Source organism: Clostridia bacterium (assembly GCA_012840125.1).
Classification (GTDB): Bacteria; Bacillota; DULZ01; order DULZ01; family DULZ01; genus DULZ01.
On the sequence record DULZ01000088.1, the window covers coordinates 21,330 to 39,490 of the forward strand.

General features: G+C 54.9%; 14 protein-coding genes and 1 rRNA gene. All 15 read right to left on the reverse strand.

From position 1 onward, the window contains the following. Positions 1–48: 48 nt before the first annotated feature. On the reverse strand, positions 49–528 hold the full coding sequence (greA, locus tag GXX34_10075) for a transcription elongation factor GreA (protein ID HHW07849.1): 480 nt from the start codon (positions 526–528) through the stop codon (positions 49–51). Between the two features lie 201 nt (positions 529–729). Then, entirely contained in the window at positions 730–1,800 is a 1,071-nt protein-coding gene (locus GXX34_10080) for a shikimate dehydrogenase (protein ID HHW07850.1), read from the reverse strand. Positions 1,801–1,848: 48 nt separating this feature from the next. Continuing rightward, positions 1,849–2,751, reverse strand: a complete 903-nt coding sequence (locus GXX34_10085; GenBank protein HHW07851.1) for a quinate 5-dehydrogenase — start codon at positions 2,749–2,751, stop codon at positions 1,849–1,851. Positions 2,752–2,763: 12 nt separating this feature from the next. Further along, a complete protein-coding gene (locus GXX34_10090; protein HHW07852.1) occupies positions 2,764–3,297 on the reverse strand; it encodes a transcriptional regulator in 534 nt (177 codons plus the stop codon). A 411-nt stretch (positions 3,298–3,708) separates the two neighbouring features. Then, positions 3,709–4,668 (reverse strand): tRNA dihydrouridine synthase DusB, encoded by a 960-nt coding sequence (gene dusB / locus GXX34_10095; GenBank protein ID HHW07853.1) that lies wholly within the window; start codon positions 4,666–4,668, stop codon positions 3,709–3,711. A 3-nt stretch (positions 4,669–4,671) separates the two neighbouring features. Then, complete coding sequence (locus GXX34_10100; GenBank protein ID HHW07854.1) at positions 4,672–5,439, reverse strand: type III pantothenate kinase; 768 nt, start codon at positions 5,437–5,439, stop codon at positions 4,672–4,674. Positions 5,440–5,493: 54 nt separating this feature from the next. After that, positions 5,494–6,036, reverse strand: coding sequence for an ECF transporter S component (locus GXX34_10105; protein ID HHW07855.1), 543 nt, complete (start codon positions 6,034–6,036; stop codon positions 5,494–5,496). 12 nt (positions 6,037–6,048) lie between these two features. Beyond that, positions 6,049–7,023: a biotin--[acetyl-CoA-carboxylase] ligase gene (locus tag GXX34_10110; protein HHW07856.1), complete on the reverse strand. Its 975-nt coding sequence runs from the start codon at positions 7,021–7,023 to the stop codon at positions 6,049–6,051. A 26-nt stretch (positions 7,024–7,049) separates the two neighbouring features. After that, entirely contained in the window at positions 7,050–8,447 is a 1,398-nt protein-coding gene (locus GXX34_10115) for a D-aminoacylase (protein HHW07857.1), read from the reverse strand. A 455-nt stretch (positions 8,448–8,902) separates the two neighbouring features. Further along, on the reverse strand, positions 8,903–10,573 hold the full coding sequence (locus GXX34_10120) for a formate--tetrahydrofolate ligase (protein HHW07858.1): 1,671 nt from the start codon (positions 10,571–10,573) through the stop codon (positions 8,903–8,905). 243 nt (positions 10,574–10,816) lie between these two features. Further along, positions 10,817–11,266, reverse strand: a complete 450-nt coding sequence (ndk, locus tag GXX34_10125) for a nucleoside-diphosphate kinase (protein HHW07859.1) — start codon at positions 11,264–11,266, stop codon at positions 10,817–10,819. Positions 11,267–11,299: 33 nt separating this feature from the next. Continuing rightward, positions 11,300–13,213, reverse strand: coding sequence for an ATP-dependent metallopeptidase FtsH/Yme1/Tma family protein (locus tag GXX34_10130; protein HHW07860.1), 1,914 nt, complete (start codon positions 13,211–13,213; stop codon positions 11,300–11,302). Between the two features lie 113 nt (positions 13,214–13,326). Beyond that, entirely contained in the window at positions 13,327–14,721 is a 1,395-nt protein-coding gene (tilS, locus tag GXX34_10135; GenBank protein ID HHW07861.1) for a tRNA lysidine(34) synthetase TilS, read from the reverse strand. Between the two features lie 442 nt (positions 14,722–15,163). Continuing rightward, entirely contained in the window at positions 15,164–17,557 is a 2,394-nt protein-coding gene (locus tag GXX34_10140) for a SpoIIE family protein phosphatase (GenBank protein ID HHW07862.1), read from the reverse strand. Positions 17,558–18,024: 467 nt separating this feature from the next. Further along, positions 18,025–18,140, reverse strand: a 5S ribosomal RNA gene (gene rrf, locus GXX34_10145). Between the last annotated feature and the right edge of the window lie 21 nt (positions 18,141–18,161).

Consider the following 18,161-nt stretch of genomic DNA (forward strand, 5'->3'; position numbering starts at 1 on the left):
ACGCAAAAATGCAAAAGCGCTGGTCATCCAGCGCTAGTTCAAGTAAAATTACTTACTGATTTTTAATACTTGATATTTCACTTTTCCGGCTGGAACTTCCACCTCAACCACATCCCCGGTCTTGGCCCCAAGTATGGCCTTTCCTACCGGAGATACATTCGATATTTTCAGCGCCGTGGGATCCGCCTCCATGGACCCGACAAGCACAAATTCCATTTCATTTCCAGAATCTATATCTTTCAAAAGAACTCTGGAACCTAAGGACACTACATCCGTTGCTACTTCTGCGTCATCCAGCACCCGAGCGTTGCGGAGCTTTTTCTCCAAGGTCAGGATCCTGCCTTCAATGAATGCTTGTTCGTTCTTGGCATCCTCGTATTCAGAGTTCTCACTGATATCACCAAACTCAATGGCCTGTTTGATTCGTTCCGCCACTTCCCTTCGCCTGACGGTTTTCAGTGTTTCTAACTCCTCTTCCAACCTCCGCAAACCTTCCGGTGTGAGAATAACTTCATTGTTTTCAGCCATCCTGGTTTCCAGCTCCTTTGAATTGCCGATAATAATCAGAACTCCATGGTTGGAGTTGCAAAACCATTACTAAAAAACCCTTAAGTAATACTAACAAGCACCGCGAACCTTTACAGTTTCGACAGTGCTTGTTATTGACTTAAGGACATTGTCTACTGTGCCTATTATATATACGCCTCTACCGGTTGTCAAGTAGTTTTCCTAGGCGTGCCGCCGTTCCCCTCTTTTTTCCCGGGCCCGTCTCTTAATGGTCTGGATGGTTTCCTCCGTCACGGGCCTTTCAAAACTGCGAAATCCCGCCAACCGGAAACCGTGCTTCCTCGCCAGGCGCCCCGTTTCCTCCACTTGCTCCAACGTGAGCTCCCGGCCGAGGGTATAATCCTCAAAGCGCCCCTCCAAGGCCAGCATCATGGTTTCCGCCATGCAGGCCAATCCGATGCCCGGCGGGTAGCCGAAGTCCAAACCGAAATCCACCTGGCCCGGCATTTCCACCAGGCCCCCTTCAATGACCAGCACATCGTCCCTCACTTTCGCCACTTGCACCGACACATCCCGCGGCCGGGCCACATCGCAGACAACGGCGCCGGGTTTCAAATCCTCCGGGTGGATCACAGCGTCCGCCGCGGAAGTAACGGCAATGATAATATCTGCCCGGCGTACCGCTTTTTTTACCTCCTTGGTTACCCGGCACACCAAACCCGTTTCCTGGAGGATTTTTTCCGCCAGGTTTTCCAACTTGCTCTCGTTGCGGGCCACCAGGGTGAGATACCTGCACTCCCGGGCCATCATCCTGGCGGCAATAGCTCCAATGGCGCCGGTGGCACCCAGCACCACCACTTCCGCCGTCGCCAAGTCAATCTCCATGACTTCCGCCGCTTTCTGCACCCCTTCGATGGCGGTATAAACGGTATAGCTGTTGCCGGTGGTCACCGGAATGTCCAAGGCTTTGGCCACGGTGATGCCCGCATCGCCCACGACCGCGGTCATAGCACCCAACCCCAGGATCTTAGCCCCGAGTTTTTCGGCCAGCCGGCCGGCCCGGATGATCTTGTTGAGGACCACTTGGGTGGGCAAGGTCAGCATCTGCTCGGAGGTGAGGACACACCCGACAAACCAACCTTCCGCTTCCCCGTAGGGCGATTTCAGCCCGGTAATGCGGGAAGCGGTAACAGGCGGCGCGTATTTAATCACCGATTGCAGGAGCCTTTTCGGCACCTTGCCGGCGAAGGGAAATTTGCGGCTGACATCAGCCAGTTCTAACGGATGTATCATAAAGGCAAAGCTGTTCGTAGTTGCCAATACCCGTTTCCTCCTTCTGTGTCACTGCAAGTATTGAATCCTAGGCTTCAAATCGATTTTCTCCAGTAATTCTTCGTAGTCTTTGGGAGTAATCTCCCTGGGATCTTTATTGCTGAGGGCGATGAGCAATCCTTCCATTACATTGGTGCCGAAGGAACGACCGTTGAGCTCCGGCGTGGTGGTAATCAACAGTTCAATGCCCCTTTCTTTCAGCATCGCCACGTCGTCACTGGTAACGGTGTTGGTGATCACGGTCTTGCCCGGCAGTTTGGCCGGCAGGAATTTCTTGACGTAGTGAAAATCACCGGCGATCACATCGGCCTCATAATAATAACGGCTGTATTTCGGCTTGATCTCTTCCTGCTTTTCCCCCACGGGATAGAGATATTTGAAGGGCAGCTGCACAATAATGGGAGCCAACAGGCGCGCAATGCGGTCCAAGGCTTTGAGAGACTTCAGCGGAATAGGCAGCCCCAGCACAAATACCAGGTCCCCATAGGTCACATCAGCCCCGGCGGCCGCAAAGCTTTCCGCCATGCCAAACCGGTCCATGGCGCAGACCATCAGCACTTTTTTCCTGGTAAAATCAATCACCTGCTGTTCCGCCAGGTACCTGATCACCTTGCGCTCCAATGTATTCTTCAGGCCGCTGCCGTCCACAATAGGGGTCTTTTTGGCAGCTCTCGCAATGTCCGCCGCTTCCCGGATGAGATAGCGTCGATTACCGGCCTGAACATACAGGTCCGTGCCACCCAGGCCAAAAGCTGCCACTTGTCCGTCCAATTCCTTAATTAATTCAATGGCTTTTTGCTTGTTGCCGTCGGTCCCAATCCGTTCGATCAAGACTTTTTCCCCCAGGATCTCCGTTTCTACTTTGGAATTGCGCTTTGAGGAACCCAAACTGACGCTGACTATTCTTTTCATGCCATCCGCCTCCTAAGCCTTCACATTGGACAAGTTATCCATCAGCTTTTGTAAAGCTTGAGGGTCAACGTAAACGTCTTCCGTAATCGGGGACTCGCCGATCACCAGGCCGATGACTTCCCGGTCCAGCATGGCTTCCGAAACCCGGATCCGGTAGCGGGAACCGAGGACCACCACCACATCGTACTCCCGGACCTCACCCACGATTTTGAAAACTTCCGCCAAAAGCTTCTGCCCATCTTTGTCCCGGACGAACTGCTGCCGTTCCTCCTCGGTCCAAATGAGCTGGTAATCCACCCCGGCCTCCTGCAGGATCCGGGAGACCTCTTCCTTGTTTTTGATGGGAAAACCCACCACCGCCACCCTGGATCCCTTCCGCACTTCTCCCAGGCTTTCCAAACGGGAGATGAAACTCCGGTCCAGTTTCAACCGTTGGGCCGCTTCCTGCTGGGAATAGCCCTCCATGCGCAGCCGCAGGATCTTTTCCACCATAACCTGGATTTTATGGATACTGATCAGCTTGTCGCCTATCCGGTAGAATTCCATGGGCTCACCCCCCGCATATCCTTGTGCACAAAAATGTGCAAACCCTACACGGCAGTATTTTAGCAGATTCTTGCTGGCCATGCAAATAAAAAAAACGGCATTTCTGCCGTTCCAGACTGTACATATCAGGGTGTTCGGTGTTAATCGCAGGGCTGCATGAAAACAAGATCAAAAAAGCGAGAGAGCCCCTAAAGATGGGCAGTCACCAGCAGTCGAGCTTCGAGCCGTGTTTTCGCAGCGCCTAGGCATGGACCGGAAGGACAACACGCAAACTTGACGACTGGCGGCTGAAGTCTGACGACGGCCATTGCCCTCATCCCCAATTTGGGCTCCCTGCATCCCAAACTTAACACCGGTGGCCCCAATTGTATTCTCTCAACAAACCGGAGTGACACTCCTGCCGTCTCAGCCTTAATCCAACTGCCACCTGGCGATTATCTCCTTGACTTCGGCCACGGTCTTGGCGGAAAAAACCTCCTCCCTCATGCGGGCGGCGCCCCGCATGCCTTTTATATACCAGGCCAGGTGTTTCCGCATCTCCCGGACCCCGACCACTTCTCCTTTAAAGGAGACTACGAGTTCTAAATGCCTGAGGGCCATGTCCATTCTTTCTCTTGGTGAAGGCTCGGGCCGCAGCACCCCTTGTTCCAGGTAGGCAATGGTCCGGGAAAAAATCCAGGGATTGCCCAAAGCACCCCGGCCGATCATAATGGCGGTACAACCGGTTTCCTCCAACATCCTGGCCCCGTCTGCCGGGGTCCAAATGTCCCCGTTGCCGATGACCGGCACATGAACCGCCGCCGCTACCTGCCTGATAATGTCCCAATCGGCCTTTCCGCTGTAAAACTGGTCCCGGGTACGGCCGTGGACGGTGACGGCCTGCGCCCCGGCATCCACCATAGCTTTGGCAAAATCCACCGCGTTGATGGTATTGCGGCACCAACCGGCCCGGATCTTGACCGTTACCGGCACTTTAACCTTCTTGGCTACCGCCACCACAATCCGCCCGGCTAAAGAAGGGTTCTGCATCAAAGCAGAACCCTCGCCGTTCTTCACGACTTTAGGAACGGGGCAACCCATGTTAATATCGATCATGCTGGCTCCAGCTGCTTCGGCCATGACGGCTCCTTCCGCTACCACTTCCGGCTCAGCGCCAAATAGCTGCACGGCCAGGGGCTTTTCCTCCCCGGCCAGGTCCAGCATTTCCATGGTTCTCTCGTTTCGATACACCAACCCCTTGGCGCTGACCATCTCAGTATAGACCAGGCCGCAACCCTGCTCTTTGGCCAGAATCCGGAATGCTTTATCTGTCACTCCCGCCATGGGCGCGGCAAAGACCCGGTTGGGGATCACCACATGACCTATTCTCACCGGCTACAGCTCCTTGTTCATTTCATAGATGAGGCGTAGTCCTTCCAAAGTAAGGAACGGGTCCACTTGATCCACGATGCCCTCCTGGGCAAACAGGAAAGCAAAGCCGCCGGTAGCCACCACCTTGACTACACCCGGGATTTCTTTTTTCATCCGGTTGATAATGCCTTCCACCTGCCCGTAGAGGCCGTAAATAATGCCTGACTGCATGCAGTTGACGGTGTTTTTGCCAATGACCGAAGGCGGCTTGACCAGCTCTACCCGGGGCAGCTTGGCGGCATAGCTGAACAAAGCATCGGTAGAAATGCCCACCCCCGGGGCAATAGCCCCGCCCAGGTATTCGCCTTTCGCGGAGATCACATCAAAAGTCGTAGCCGTTCCCAGGTCCACCACAATCACCGGTCCCCCGTACTTGTGAAAAGCCGCCACCCCATTGACGATGCGGTCCGCCCCTACTTCTTTGGGATTGTCAAACCGGATGGGCATCCCCGTCTTGATACCCGGGCCCACCACTAAAGGCTTCACACCAAAGCAGTGGTTGGACATTTCGATCATGGAAGCGGTCAACGGGGGAACCACGGATGATAAGGCCACCGCGTCGATCTGGGCCATATCTTGCTGCTGGACAGCAAACAGCTGCCTTAACAGAACCCCGTATTCATCGGCGGTTTTGCGGCGGTCGGTGGAAACCCGCCAGTGGCAGATTTGTTTCGCCCGGGCGTAGACGCCCAGAGTAATGTGGGTATTGCCTACATCGATTGCCAGTAACAAGATTTCACCTTCTTTAATATCTTTCCCCTCGCGCCGCCGTTCAAGCAGCCAGGTTCAGCTGTCTTTCGCCGGCACGCCGACGGCGAACCGGGCCGCCGCCAAAGCCTTTACCAGTACCACCACCAGGACTGCGGCTACCACCACTTCCGGGGTCCCATGCAGCAGGGCCACGGCTCCGGCGGACTGCCAAGTGGGGAAATAACCTCTTAAATAGGCCAGCCCCAGGACACCGATGGTATTGGTCAAGGTACCGGCTACGGCCGCAGCCGCCGAACCGATGACCAGGTTCTTTCTGAGGGGCCTGTATACATAATAAGCTACAATACCAATCAAGACACGGGGCACAATTGCAATCACGGGATCGGCGAACATCGCCGCTCCGCCCCGCAAAAAGCTGTAAATCCCAAACACCAGACCGATGAAAGCACCTACCACCGGCCCTTCCAGAATGGCACCGATAATGGCCGGAATATGCATAATAGTCGCGTGCCCTGCCGGAGTCGGGACGGGGATAAACCCCAGCGGGGTTGAACCTAACATTAACGCTACGGAAGCCAAGATACCCGCAATGACAATCTGTCGGGTTCTGATCCTCATGGTAAATCCTCCTCATCTTTTTGTTAATGTTACCTCACCGCTTTGAAAGGTCCTGAGTTCCCCATGCTCGCCCTGTACCATCAAGGCCCCGTTCTTATCCAGGTCAACGGCACGGCCTTGGAACACGGTGGTGCCTAAGTCAACGGACACCCACTCGCCCAAAGTGACGTTCCATTCCTTCCAAGCCTTGATGATCGGCGCCAAACCGTGCTGCAGGTAGACGTCGTACAACTTTTCCAGGGCCCGAAGGTACGCAGCCAACAATTCGACGCGAGAAACGGAATGCCCTAAAACGGCTTTGACGGAAATAGCCCTGTCCCGGCATTCCGGCGGAAAATCGGCGGGATCAGTGTTGACATTGATGCCGGTACCGATCACCAGGTAGTGGATACGGTCCATTTCTCCCTTCATTTCCGTTAGAATCCCGCAGACTTTTCTGCCGGCCAGCAGCACGTCGTTAGGCCATTTAATCCCCGCCCTCAGTCCCGTCACCTGTCCAACGGCCCGGGCTACAGCCACGGCAGCCAGGAGGGTGAAACCCGGCGCCTGCTCCGGTCTCAACACCGGGCGCAGCAGCAGGGAGGCATAGATGCCGGCCTGTGGGGGGGAAAACCAGGCACGGCCCAACCTGCCCTTGCCTTCAGTCTGGTGTTCCGCTACCACCAGTGTTCCCTCCGGCGCACCCTCATCAGCCAGCTGCTTGACTTGATCATTGGTGGAGGGCAGCGACGGAGCATACACGATCCGGGTTACCAAGGAATTGCCGGCCAAGGCATGCTCCAGCTCCGCCGGCAGCAGCCGGTCGGGAACCCCTTGCAAAATATAACCTGTGCCCGGCTGGGAAATAATGTCGTATCCCTCGTCCCGCAGCGCCTGGATATGCTTCCACACCGCCGTCCGGGAGACACCCAACCGGTGGGACAACTCCTCCCCGGAAACGGGCTCTCCCAGCCGGCCCCTCAATAACGCCAGTACTTTTCCCTTCATGCCTGTTTCCCCCTTAGCAAGGACACCTAGCTCCTGACCAGGGCTTGACCGGCTAGCACCCCGGTAGGTTGTCCTTCCTTGACGGCCACCTGACCGTTTACCAGCACGTAATGCATTCCCTGGGCCAGGATATTGGGATTGCCCCGGGTGGCACAATCGGTAACGGTGCCGGCATCAAAAACGGCAATATCCGCTTTCATGCCCGGTGCCAGCAAGCCCCGCTCTTTCAGTCCTAACCTGGCCGCAGGCATGGAGGTCATTTTCTTAACGGCCGTCTCCAGCGAAATCACCTGTTCCTCCCTGACATAACGGCGCAAAACCCGGGGATAATTGCCGTAGGCCCTGGGATGAATCGCTTGACCGCTCCGGCTCAGGCCCGAATCGCTGCCCACCATCACCAGGGGATGAGCCAGGGCCAAGCACAGGTCCACTTCCGAGATGGACACCCGGTCGCTGTCCAGGTCCCAGCTGGAAAAAGTGTAACCGTAAACATCACCGGTAATATCCAGCCCGCTTTGGGCGGCTCCCTCCACCAGGGCCAGAATTTGCGTCATTTTTCCCCAATTCTTTTCGTTGAGGGCTTTCACATGGGAATACTCCACCGGTACCCCGGCACGCATCCCTATTTCGATGGCTTCCTCCAAGGCCTCTAGGACCCGGTCACTCTCATTGCGGATATGGACGGAGAAAAAACCGCCGCAATCCTTCAATACCTCGCACAAAGCAATCATTTCTTCCGCGGTGGCCTGGCTTTGCGGCCAGTACTCCAGCGCTGCCGAAAGGCCGAAAGCCCCATCAGCCAGTTCTTGGGCCAGGGCCTGCTGCATCTGTTCCAATTGGGCGCCGGTGGTTTTCCCTTGACCCACATACCGGTTACGCAGGTTCTTATAACCCGCAAGGATTCCGACGTTTATTCCCGCTGCTTCAATACCTGCCAGGTACTCCTTGACGGAATCCACCGAAGTGCCGCAGTTGCCCACGATCTGGCTGGTCACACCTTGCAGCAGGATCATTTCCCCGGTCCCGCCTTGGCGGTGATAATCCTCGGTATGGGTGTGCAGGTCAATGAAGCCGGGGGCGACCACCAACCCCGTCACATCGATGACCTCAGCTCCAGGCCCTGCCGGAAAATCACCTACGGCCACTATATACTCTCCTTTGACGCCGACGCTGCCTGCAAAGGCACGGCTGCCGGTGCCGTCGACAACGATGCCGTTTTGCAGCACCAAATCACAGTCAATGGGTTCCGGTTCCTCCGGTTCCGGGGGCAGCGGCTCCTGCAATTCCTCCCCCCCGGTTTCCCCGGGGCGTTCTTCTTCCCTGTCACGGCTCAACCACCCGGCGACCCGGCCCGGATTCAGGAGAGCCCATGCTGAAAATCCTGCCGCTCCGATGAGAAATGCTCTTCTGCCGATATGCTTCATGTCGAATCACTCCAGTATTTGTCTATACCGGAATAATTCGACGCCGTTTGAGGATTTCCTTGCCTGGCAAAAAAAGCCTTCCGCCATTACCAGACGGAAGGCACAGCATCACCTGTTATCTACCTCCTCCGTCTCGGTCTCTCACAATCCAAGCGGAATCATCCTAAAGGCTGCCATCAAAGCGGGTATGGTTCCCAGGGGATACCATCAATGCCATTGTAACCAACTCGTTAGTCATTGGCAATAAAAAATTACTTGATCAAAGGTTGTCCGGCGTCCACCGGGCCTGGGAACCCGGGTGAGGGCAGGCCTTTAAGCACCGCCGGGTGCGATGGGCCGGCAGCCGCGGGAGACGGAGCTCGTGGCCCTACGGTGAACACCGGTAGCGGGCGCCAGCCGGTCCAAAAGCAGAAGCACTCCCATGGAGGAGTGCTTCTAAAAGGCATTGGTATTTTTTAGAACAAGCCGGTAATCTTGCCGTTTTCATCAATATCAATGCTGTAAGCAGCAGGTTTCTTCGGCAGGCCGGGCATGGTCATAATGGCTCCGGTAATGGCAACTAGGAAGCCGGCACCGGCAGACAAACGCACTTCGCGTACGGTGATGTTGAAGCCGGTCGGGCGACCCAGTTTGGTGGGATCATCGGACAAGGAATATTGGGTCTTGGCCATAACCACCGGCAGCTTGCCGTAGCCCATTTCTTCGTAACGGGCGATTTCTTTCAAAGCGCTGTCCGTGTAGTTGACGCCGTCGGCACCGTACACTTCTTTCGCGATGGTTTCGATCTTTTCTTTCACCGGAGCATCCAGGTCATAGAGCACTTTGAAGTTGGAAGGCTTCTTCTCGATGGTATCCAGGACTTTCTGAGCCAGTTCCTTACCGCCTTCGCCGCCCTTGGCCCATACCTCGGAGATAGCCACTTCAGCACCGGCGTTGCGGCAAAGTTCAAAGAGGGTATCCAGCTCGGCTTGAGTATCGGTCGGGAACACGTTAATGGCCACTACCGCAGGTACGCCGAACTTGCCGACGTTTTCAATGTGTTTCTCCAGGTTGGCAAAGCCCTTGCGCAGCGCTTCAATGTTTTCGGTGGCCAGTTCCGACTTGGGCACGCCGCCATGCATCTTGAGGGCGCGAACCGTAGCCACGATCACGGCAGCATCGGGCTTCAGACCGCCGTAACGGCACTTCACGTCGAAGAATTTCTCGGCACCCAGGTCGGCACCGAAGCCGGCTTCCGTGACCACATAGTCGGCGAGCTTCAGGGCGGTCTTGGTGGCCATGATGCTGTTGCAGCCGTGGGCGATGTTGGCGAAAGGACCGCCATGGACGAAAGCCGGGGTGTTTTCTAAGGTCTGCACCAGGTTCGGCTTAATGGCGTCTTTCATCACCACGGTCATGGAGCCCTGGGCCTGCAGATCCGCCGCCGTTACCGGTTTGCCGTCATAGGTGTAAGCCACCACCATGCGGCTGAATCTTTCTTTCAGGTCGGTGAGGCTGTTGGCCAAGCACAGGATGGCCATGACTTCGGAAGCCACGGTGATGTCGAAGCCGCTTTCCCGCGGTACACCGTTAGCCTTGCCGCCTAAACCCACGATGACGTTCCGCAATGCTCTCTCATTGAGGTCCATCACCCGGCGCAGCACCACTTGCCGCGAGTCAATGCCCAGTTCATTGCCTTGATGGAGATGATTATCCAGTAATGCCGCCAGCAGGTTGTGGGCGGTCGTAATCGCGTGAAGGTCACCGGTAAAGTGCAAGTTAATATCTTCCATGGGCACTACTTGAGCGTAACCGCCGCCGGCAGCCCCACCTTTCACACCGAAGCTGGGTCCCAGGGAGGGCTCTCTCAAGCAGACCATGACCTTCTTGCCCAACTTGGCCAGGCCGTCGGTCAAACCTACGCTGGTGGTGGTTTTTCCTTCTCCGGCCGGGGTAGGTGTGATCGCAGTCACCAGGATGAGCTTTCCGTCAGGTTTGTCAGCCAGGCGCTTGTAAACATCCAGGGATACTTTGGCTTTGTACTTGCCGTAAAGCTCAATTTCGTCCTCCTGAATACCGAGCTGCGCCGCGATTTCCGCTACCGGCTTCATTTTTGCCTGCTGGGCAATTTCAATGTCGGAAGGAATTTTGGACACTCAGACCACTCCTTTTAATATAATGATTTATTTACTTTTTACTTTCACAACCCACCATAATGCTGGCCAAGATGCTTCCAAACAATTCTATTTTCTAGACAAACAGGAAAAATCCTTCTTAATATTTGGCAAATATATTAAATTCCACTATATTTATCATACGTTAGTATTACCTTTGCCCCCGCATCTAATGCAAAAAAGCAAAACCTCAGGGAGTTCCTGAGGCTTTGGGGTTTACTCGTACTGCCATTTTTCCATTTCTTTGTCGTAAGTCAAGATTTCCTGGGGCGTAAAATAGATCTGCATTTCCCGCTGGGCGCTGGCCACGGAATCAGCCCCGTGGATGACATTGCGCCCGATATCCAAGCCATAATCTCCCCGGATCGTGCCCGGCAGCGCCTCCTGCGGATTGGTGGCGCCCATTAACTGCCTGATACCCTTGACGGCATTTTTCCCTTCCCAAACCATGGCGACTACGGGCCCGGAAGTAATATACTCTACCAATCCCGGGAAAAAGGGCTTTTCCACGTGCTCCTGGTAGTGGACCCGGGCATGCTCTTCCGTCAGCTGCATTAACTTCATCGCCACCAGTTTGTAACCTTTCTTCTCGAGACGGGAAATGATTTCGCCGACCAGGTTTCTTTGGACCCCATCAGGTTTGATCATGACAAAAGTTCTTTCCATCCATCTCTTCCCCTCTTCAGTTTTCAAATTTGATCAATCCTTGCTATGGTTGAAACGCAATACCGGCTCCGGACCGCCGATATTGGTATTCTCCCGCTTTTCCGGCTTCACCGCTTCGGCACCGGAACTCTCCGTTACTTCCGGAGCAGTCTCCTGCTGGGTGACTAAGGGTTTTCCTTCGATTAAGGCGGTGAACTCTTCCGCCGTCAGGGTTTCCTTTTCCATGAGAGTCTTGGCCACCAGGTGCAGCTTGTCAAGATGGGTGGTTAGGACATTCCTGGCCCGCTCGTAGCATTCATCCATGATGCGCCGGGCTTCCTTATCGATGGCAAAGGCCACCGCTTCACTGTAATTCCGGTCGCGGGCGATATCCCGGCCCAGGAACACTTGCTCTTGTTTCCGCCCAAAGGTCAGGGGACCTAGCTCTTCCGACATGCCGAACTCGGTGATGATCTTGCGGACCAGTTCCGTAGCCCTTTCCAGGTCGTTCTGGGCCCCGGTACTGATATCTTTCAGCACCAGTGCTTCTGCCACTCTCCCGGCCAACAGCATCACCACTTGATCGAGCAATTGAGATTTGGTCATGAAACGGCGATCTTCTTTGGGCAGGATCAAGGTATAACCGCCGGCCCGGCCCCTGGGAACAATGGAGACCTTGTGCACCGGATCCGTATTGGGCAAGTGATGGCCCACGATGGCATGGCCGGCCTCGTGATAGGCCACCAGCCTTTTTTCCTGTTCGCTGATCACCCGGGATTTTTTCTCGGGTCCGGCAATAACTCTTTCCACTGCGTCATCCAGCTCCGCCATGGTAATCCTCTTCTTGTGCCGCCGGGCGGCCAGAAGGGCCCCCTCGTTTACCAAGTTCGCCAGGTCTGCCCCGGTAAAACCTGGGGTGCGCCTGGCTAAAACGCCCAGGTCTACCTCTTCCGACAGAGGCTTATTCCTGGTATGCACTTTCAGGATTTCTTCTCTTCCTTTGATATCAGGCACATCCACGGTGATCTGCCGGTCAAACCGTCCCGGACGCAGGAGCGCCGGGTCCAGAATATCCGGCCGGTTGGTGGCGGCGATAATGATAATACCTTCGTTGGAGTTAAACCCGTCCATTTCCACCAAGAGCTGGTTGAGGGTCTGCTCCCTTTCATCGTGACCGCCGCCGAGGCCGGCGCCTCTTTGCCGCCCTACGGCGTCAATTTCATCGATAAACACAATACAAGGAGCGTTCTTTTTCGCCTGGTCAAACAGGTCCCTCACCCGGGACGCACCGACGCCGACAAACATTTCCACGAAATCGGAGCCGCTGATACTAAAAAAGGGCACTCCGGCTTCACCGGCGACGGCCTTGGCCAGCAGGGTTTTCCCCGTTCCGGGCGGTCCATACAGCAGAACGCCTTTCGGAATCTTGGCACCCAGTTCATTGAATTTCCTGGGATTCTTGAGGAACTCCACGACTTCTTCCAGTTCTTCCTTGACTTCATCCACGCCGGCCACATCTTTAAAAGTAACCCTGTTTTTCTCATCGGCATGCAGCCGGGCCCTGCTCTTGCCGAACTGCATCACTTTGCTGCCGCCGCCCTGGGTCTGCTGCATCATAAAAAAGATCAATCCCACCAGCAGCATGATGGGCAGCAATGTACCTAAAATCCCGGTCCACCAGGGCGGGCCTTGCTCCGGCAACGGGATGACGGCCACGCCTTTCTCCCTGGCCAGGTCCATCAGACTCGGTTCAAGAGGGACATTGGCCACATATCGCTTACCGTCCTGCAGTTCACCCTCGACCCGGTAAATGCCGTCTTTAGGGGTGAACTCGGCGGTTTTCACTTTCCCGTCTTCGACATATTCATAAAAGTCATTATAATCTAGTTTGGTAACCTCTTGGGGAGGGGGAGAGGTCATTCGCAGTACGGATACAACCATTAACACGAGCAGCAGGTACACTGCCATGTTTTTGAACACTCTATTCAAACAATCGTTCCTCCTCTCGCTCGAATTTTACATTCCGCTTCATATTTAGGCATTTTAACATAACTAAGGCCTCATTTCAAATCATTTCCGCTTCATTTTCCCGTGTAAGCTAAGGAGAGGATCCGGCGGGTCTCTCCCGTCACTTTGAAGCGTTCATCAAGCCTTAATCCCACGACCCAGATAATCGCCCCGTCGGCGGAGACGACCAGGGGTATTCGGTCTCGCTCCTCAGGAGGCAGTTTCAAATCGATAAAAAAGTCTTTCAGCTTCTTGCTGCCTCCTAAACCTAACGGGAAGAACCGGTCTCCCGCCTGCCTGGTGCGAACCGTAAGAGGAAAAGTTACTTTGTCTCCATCCACCATGACGGTCCCAGGATCCAACTCCTTCAGCCACCCTGGCCGGCACGGGACTTTGTCCACATAGGCCACGCGCAGCCTGCCCCCCGGTAAATCCACCGACCCCGGCCCTGCCAGGGTGAAACGGTAGGGGAACCAACCGGTGTCGGAAGAGGCTGCCTCCTCTTTGCCGAAAATGATCCTGTCTTCATGAAACCAGACCCGCACCCCCTGCGGCCACTGCAGCTTTTTGCCCGCCGCCGGGGTTTCCAACCACCGCAGGATGCGTTCCACCTGGGAAAAACATAAATCATCCGATGCCACAGCTGTTTGCCGGAAACACCGGCGCAAGAAACGCCTTTTAATAGCCAACGGCATTGCCCGGTATCCTGCGTAATCCACCAGCAGCCTGTCCGGCATCCTTAAAACCAGTTGAGCCCACCAACGGTCCGTCTCTTCTTCCAAGTAACGGTCTTCTTCCCTGAAAATCTCCGCGCTCTGGGACAACCGTACCGGCAGGTTAGGATTGTACTCCTTCAACCTGGGCATCAAGTCCAGCCGCACCTTGTTCCGCAGGTAAATCTTTTTAGCATTGGACGTATCTACGGCCGCTTCCAGTTGGTGAACCTGCAGGTACGCTTCAATCTCTTGCCTGGATACTTCAATTAACGGCCTGATAATGTTCCCTCTCACCGGCGGTATACCGGCCAAACCGCGGGGACTAGGCCCCCGCAAGAAATGCATCACGATGGTTTCCCCTTGGTCATCCAATTGATGCGCCAAGGCCAGTTTTTGACTGCCCGTCTCTTTTACTATTCTCTCCAGAAATTGATAGCGCAAATCCCTCGCTGCCACTTGAATGGAGAGCTTCTTTTCCCTGGCATACTCTGCAACTTGTCCTTCACCTATATAAAAGGGCAGTCCCAGCTTTTCTGCGACGGCCCTGACCAGGGCCGCATCCTTACCGGCATCAGGTCGGAGCAGGTGATTGTAATGTGCAACCAGCAGTTCAATATTATACCGCTTGCGCAGAGCATATAAAACATGCAGCAGCACCAGGGAATCGGGGCCGCCGGACACGGCCGTTACTACCTTATCCCCGGATGCCAGCATCTGATACTTCTCAATGGTGTTTTGCACTTTATCCAGCAATCCCGCTACTCCTCACCCTTGAGCTCAAAATACGGTAGATGATACTTCTCTACGCACCGGCGGTATTCCTGCCGGAAAGGGCAACCACCTCTGTTGATTTTTCCATAGCTTGACAGGCAATTCACCTTATTATACTCACAAAAAGAGTTGGATCTCAAGGATCCAACCCGGCTTTTTCACCAACGGTTTGTCAGGCATTCCGTGTTAACCGCGAACGGCAGGAAACCCTGTTTGGAGGTAAACTCACCGACGGTCGTCAGCCGCCGGCCGTCAAGTCGGCCTGTCATCCTTTCCGTCTATGCTGAAGAGCACCGGCAACAGAAGCCGGCCCCCGGTGACAGGTGACTGGCCACCGTTAAGGGCTCCCCGGCTCTATTGATTTTTGCTCCGCCCTTGCCATGAAAACCGGTTGCCCGGTGTCCGAGCACAAACCAAGCCATCGCTATCCCTGCTGGATTCTCACCACCAGCACCGTGAGGTCATCCTGGGGCTCCCCGCCGTGCAAAATGAGGCCGTGCTCGATAATTTTCTGGGCCACTGAGGCGGCATCCAACTGCCAAATGCCTTGCACGAAAGCAGGCAGCCATCCTTCTTCCTGTTCCTGGGGCGCCCCTTGCCAGATGCCGTCCGTCGTCATGATCAACACGGTGCCGGGTTCCAACTGCAAAGACATGGTTTCGATATTGATCTCATCCACAATACCCACCGGCAAGCTGTGGCTTTCCAACACCCGGCACTGCCCTGACTGCACCAGGATGCTGGGCATGGCGCCGATTTTAACAAACTCCAATTTCTTTTGCTGCAGATCCAAGATAAATAAGTCCATGGTGGCAAACCGTTCTTCACCGTTTAATATTAACAGGGTATTCACCATCCGCACGGCCTCAGCCAGGTCAAATTCCAAGGATAGAAGGTTTTCCATCAGCTCGACCACCGTTTGGCTTTCCTGCCGTGCCGGTTCGCCGCTGCCCATCCCGTCACTCAGGATGAAGCACCACCGGTTCCCGCCCAAAGGTGTCACCAGGACCGCATCCCCGGAAACCGTCCCGGATTCCTTCGGCAGCTGGGCCAGCCCTATTTCCGGCATCATCCCGGCTATGGTGAGAAAGTGAAAATGGCAATGCTGTTCTTCCGGGGCGGCGGGACAGCGGTATTCCCGTAAAGCCACCGCGCAATCTAAAGCCCGGCTGAGCCCGTCCGAGATCTTGCGGATGCACTGAGCTTTCCTGACCTGGCAAGCAGGGAGCTCGATCAAAATCTCCAACTCTCCCTGGGGTTCACCCCAAACCTCCAGCCGCCGGGGACGGAACCAGGTGTCCTCCAGCTCCTGCTGCAGCAATTCTTCTAAATCCCGCTGTTTCGTCCCGGTCGAATTTAACTGTTTTTTCGCCGCGGCCAGGGCTTTGGCCAAGACGCCCAGTTGAGTTGCGACTCCTTTCCGGTTCCTGGTTAACTGCTCTTTCCAATAAGCATCCACCTGTTCCATGGCCAGGAACTTGTTTAACGCCAGGGCCAGTTCCTCAGGTTTGACGCAGCCGTTTTTCAGTTCAGCAGGCACGCCCGTGCCGGGACCCTTCCCATCTTCCTCCGCCAGCTTACCGGCCCAGTCCAGCAAGCGCCGGTAGGACTGGTGCCCGTCCCTTTCCCAGCAAAACCGGGCCAGGGAACAACCTTGACAGACCTCCTGATACGTTTTATTTAGTAACTTATCCCAGGCAGGTTCCTGCTCGAAAGCAGCCGCTCCCTGTTCATAATAGACGGCTAGCTGTTTGAACAGGTGGGCAAACCGGTCCAATCTTTCCTCCATCTGCTTCAGCACCGGGGAGGGCAGGTCTTGCTCCCCCGCCAGCCACCGGTTCACCAGGTTCTGCACCGCCCGCTTGGGAGTCAGTAACATCAAGGCGGCCGCTACCCCACTGGTCTTGAGAAAATCCACCAGTACCGCTTCATCGCTGAAGTAAAACCCATACAGCAAGTTACCGCAAAAAAAACCGGTGATGAGCCCGATCTTGCCCCATATTTTTAAGAAACCGGCCAGCATGCCGGAAATGGCATACAACCCGGCCAGGATCAACCCGTTCAAACTGGCGATGCCGGGCACTAAGCCGCAGCCGGCGCCGAAGACCGCCCCCCACCCGGCTCCCCGGAGAGCCGCCAGCATGATCAAATATTTGCTTAGAATGACACCGAGGTTATATCCATATATCTCATAATTAAGGCCCAATAAAAGGGCAAAGGCTAAAACCACAATGGAGGCCATCTCTTCCTGCAGCTTGCCGAAATCTTGTTTGCCCCGGTGCATCCCCTTTAACAGCAGCATCAAGGGCGGTACCAGCGCCCCGCCGATGACCGCCTCCAGCCCTACCATCAGGAAATCATAGAAAAGCGGTTCCCGGGCCATCACCAGGAAGCCTGCCTTCACCCCAAAAGCCCAGATGGCAGTAAAAATGCCGAGGGGTAGGGACCCTTCCACCCAGCCCAGCAAACTCGGGAAAACGGCGACGAGTGAAATATACACCATGCCGTTCAACCATAGAGAACTCGTTAAACCCGCCGTTGCCTGCCCCAGCAACAGGGCCAGGAAAACCGGTAAGATCAAATAACGATACCGGCCCACCACCACGGCCATGGAGGCCAGTCCGAAAGGCGACAGTTCCCCTGCCACCACCGCCCGGCCAAGCATGAAAGCCGCACCGATGCAGATCAACGCTTTGGGCCGGATCCATTGTTGTCCCAACCGGATTAGTTTGGCATAAAAAAACTGCCGGGTTGTTTCTGTAGGAGGGGCCAGGGTTTTATCGGGGCGATAAGGATGGATCTCAAAGGGTTCCTGCATACCGTTGACCACCGCTTTTCCTAGATGTAGTCTCTAGTAATTATAGTACAAGCCCCTCTAGTAATTTGTCATTTTTTGGAATCGTTGTAGGTTTTTTTTCGACGGTTCTTGCCTGCTCCTTTTCAGTAAAAAGCCCAAAACAACCCGGTGAAGGGCGAGGGCCCTCTTGTGCGGTGCCAACTATAAGGCTTGTTTTTCTATGACTTTTCCAGTCCCGGTGTTTTTTTGAATAATACGAAAAGCGGTGGGAGAATCATGGTCCTTTCAGCCTTGCCATACCAGTGGGCGGGATTTCGCGAAAAACCCTTGAGTAATTAATAAGGCCCCCATTTGCCTTATCCCGTTCATGACGAAGTCATCAACATCCACGGTTAAAGTAAACTTTTGTCAAGCGGGACAGCTGCGGTTTAGCGCATTAAGGGCTGCATCAAAAAAGCCAGAGCAAAAACTCTGGCTAAAAATTAAATTTCTGGCGGTGACCTACTCTCCCAGGGGCACACCCCCTAGTACCATCGGCGCTGGAGAGCTTAACTGCCGTGTTCGGGATGGGAACGGGTGTTTCCTCTCCGCTATGACCACCAGAAATTATTTACTTGTTACTTAG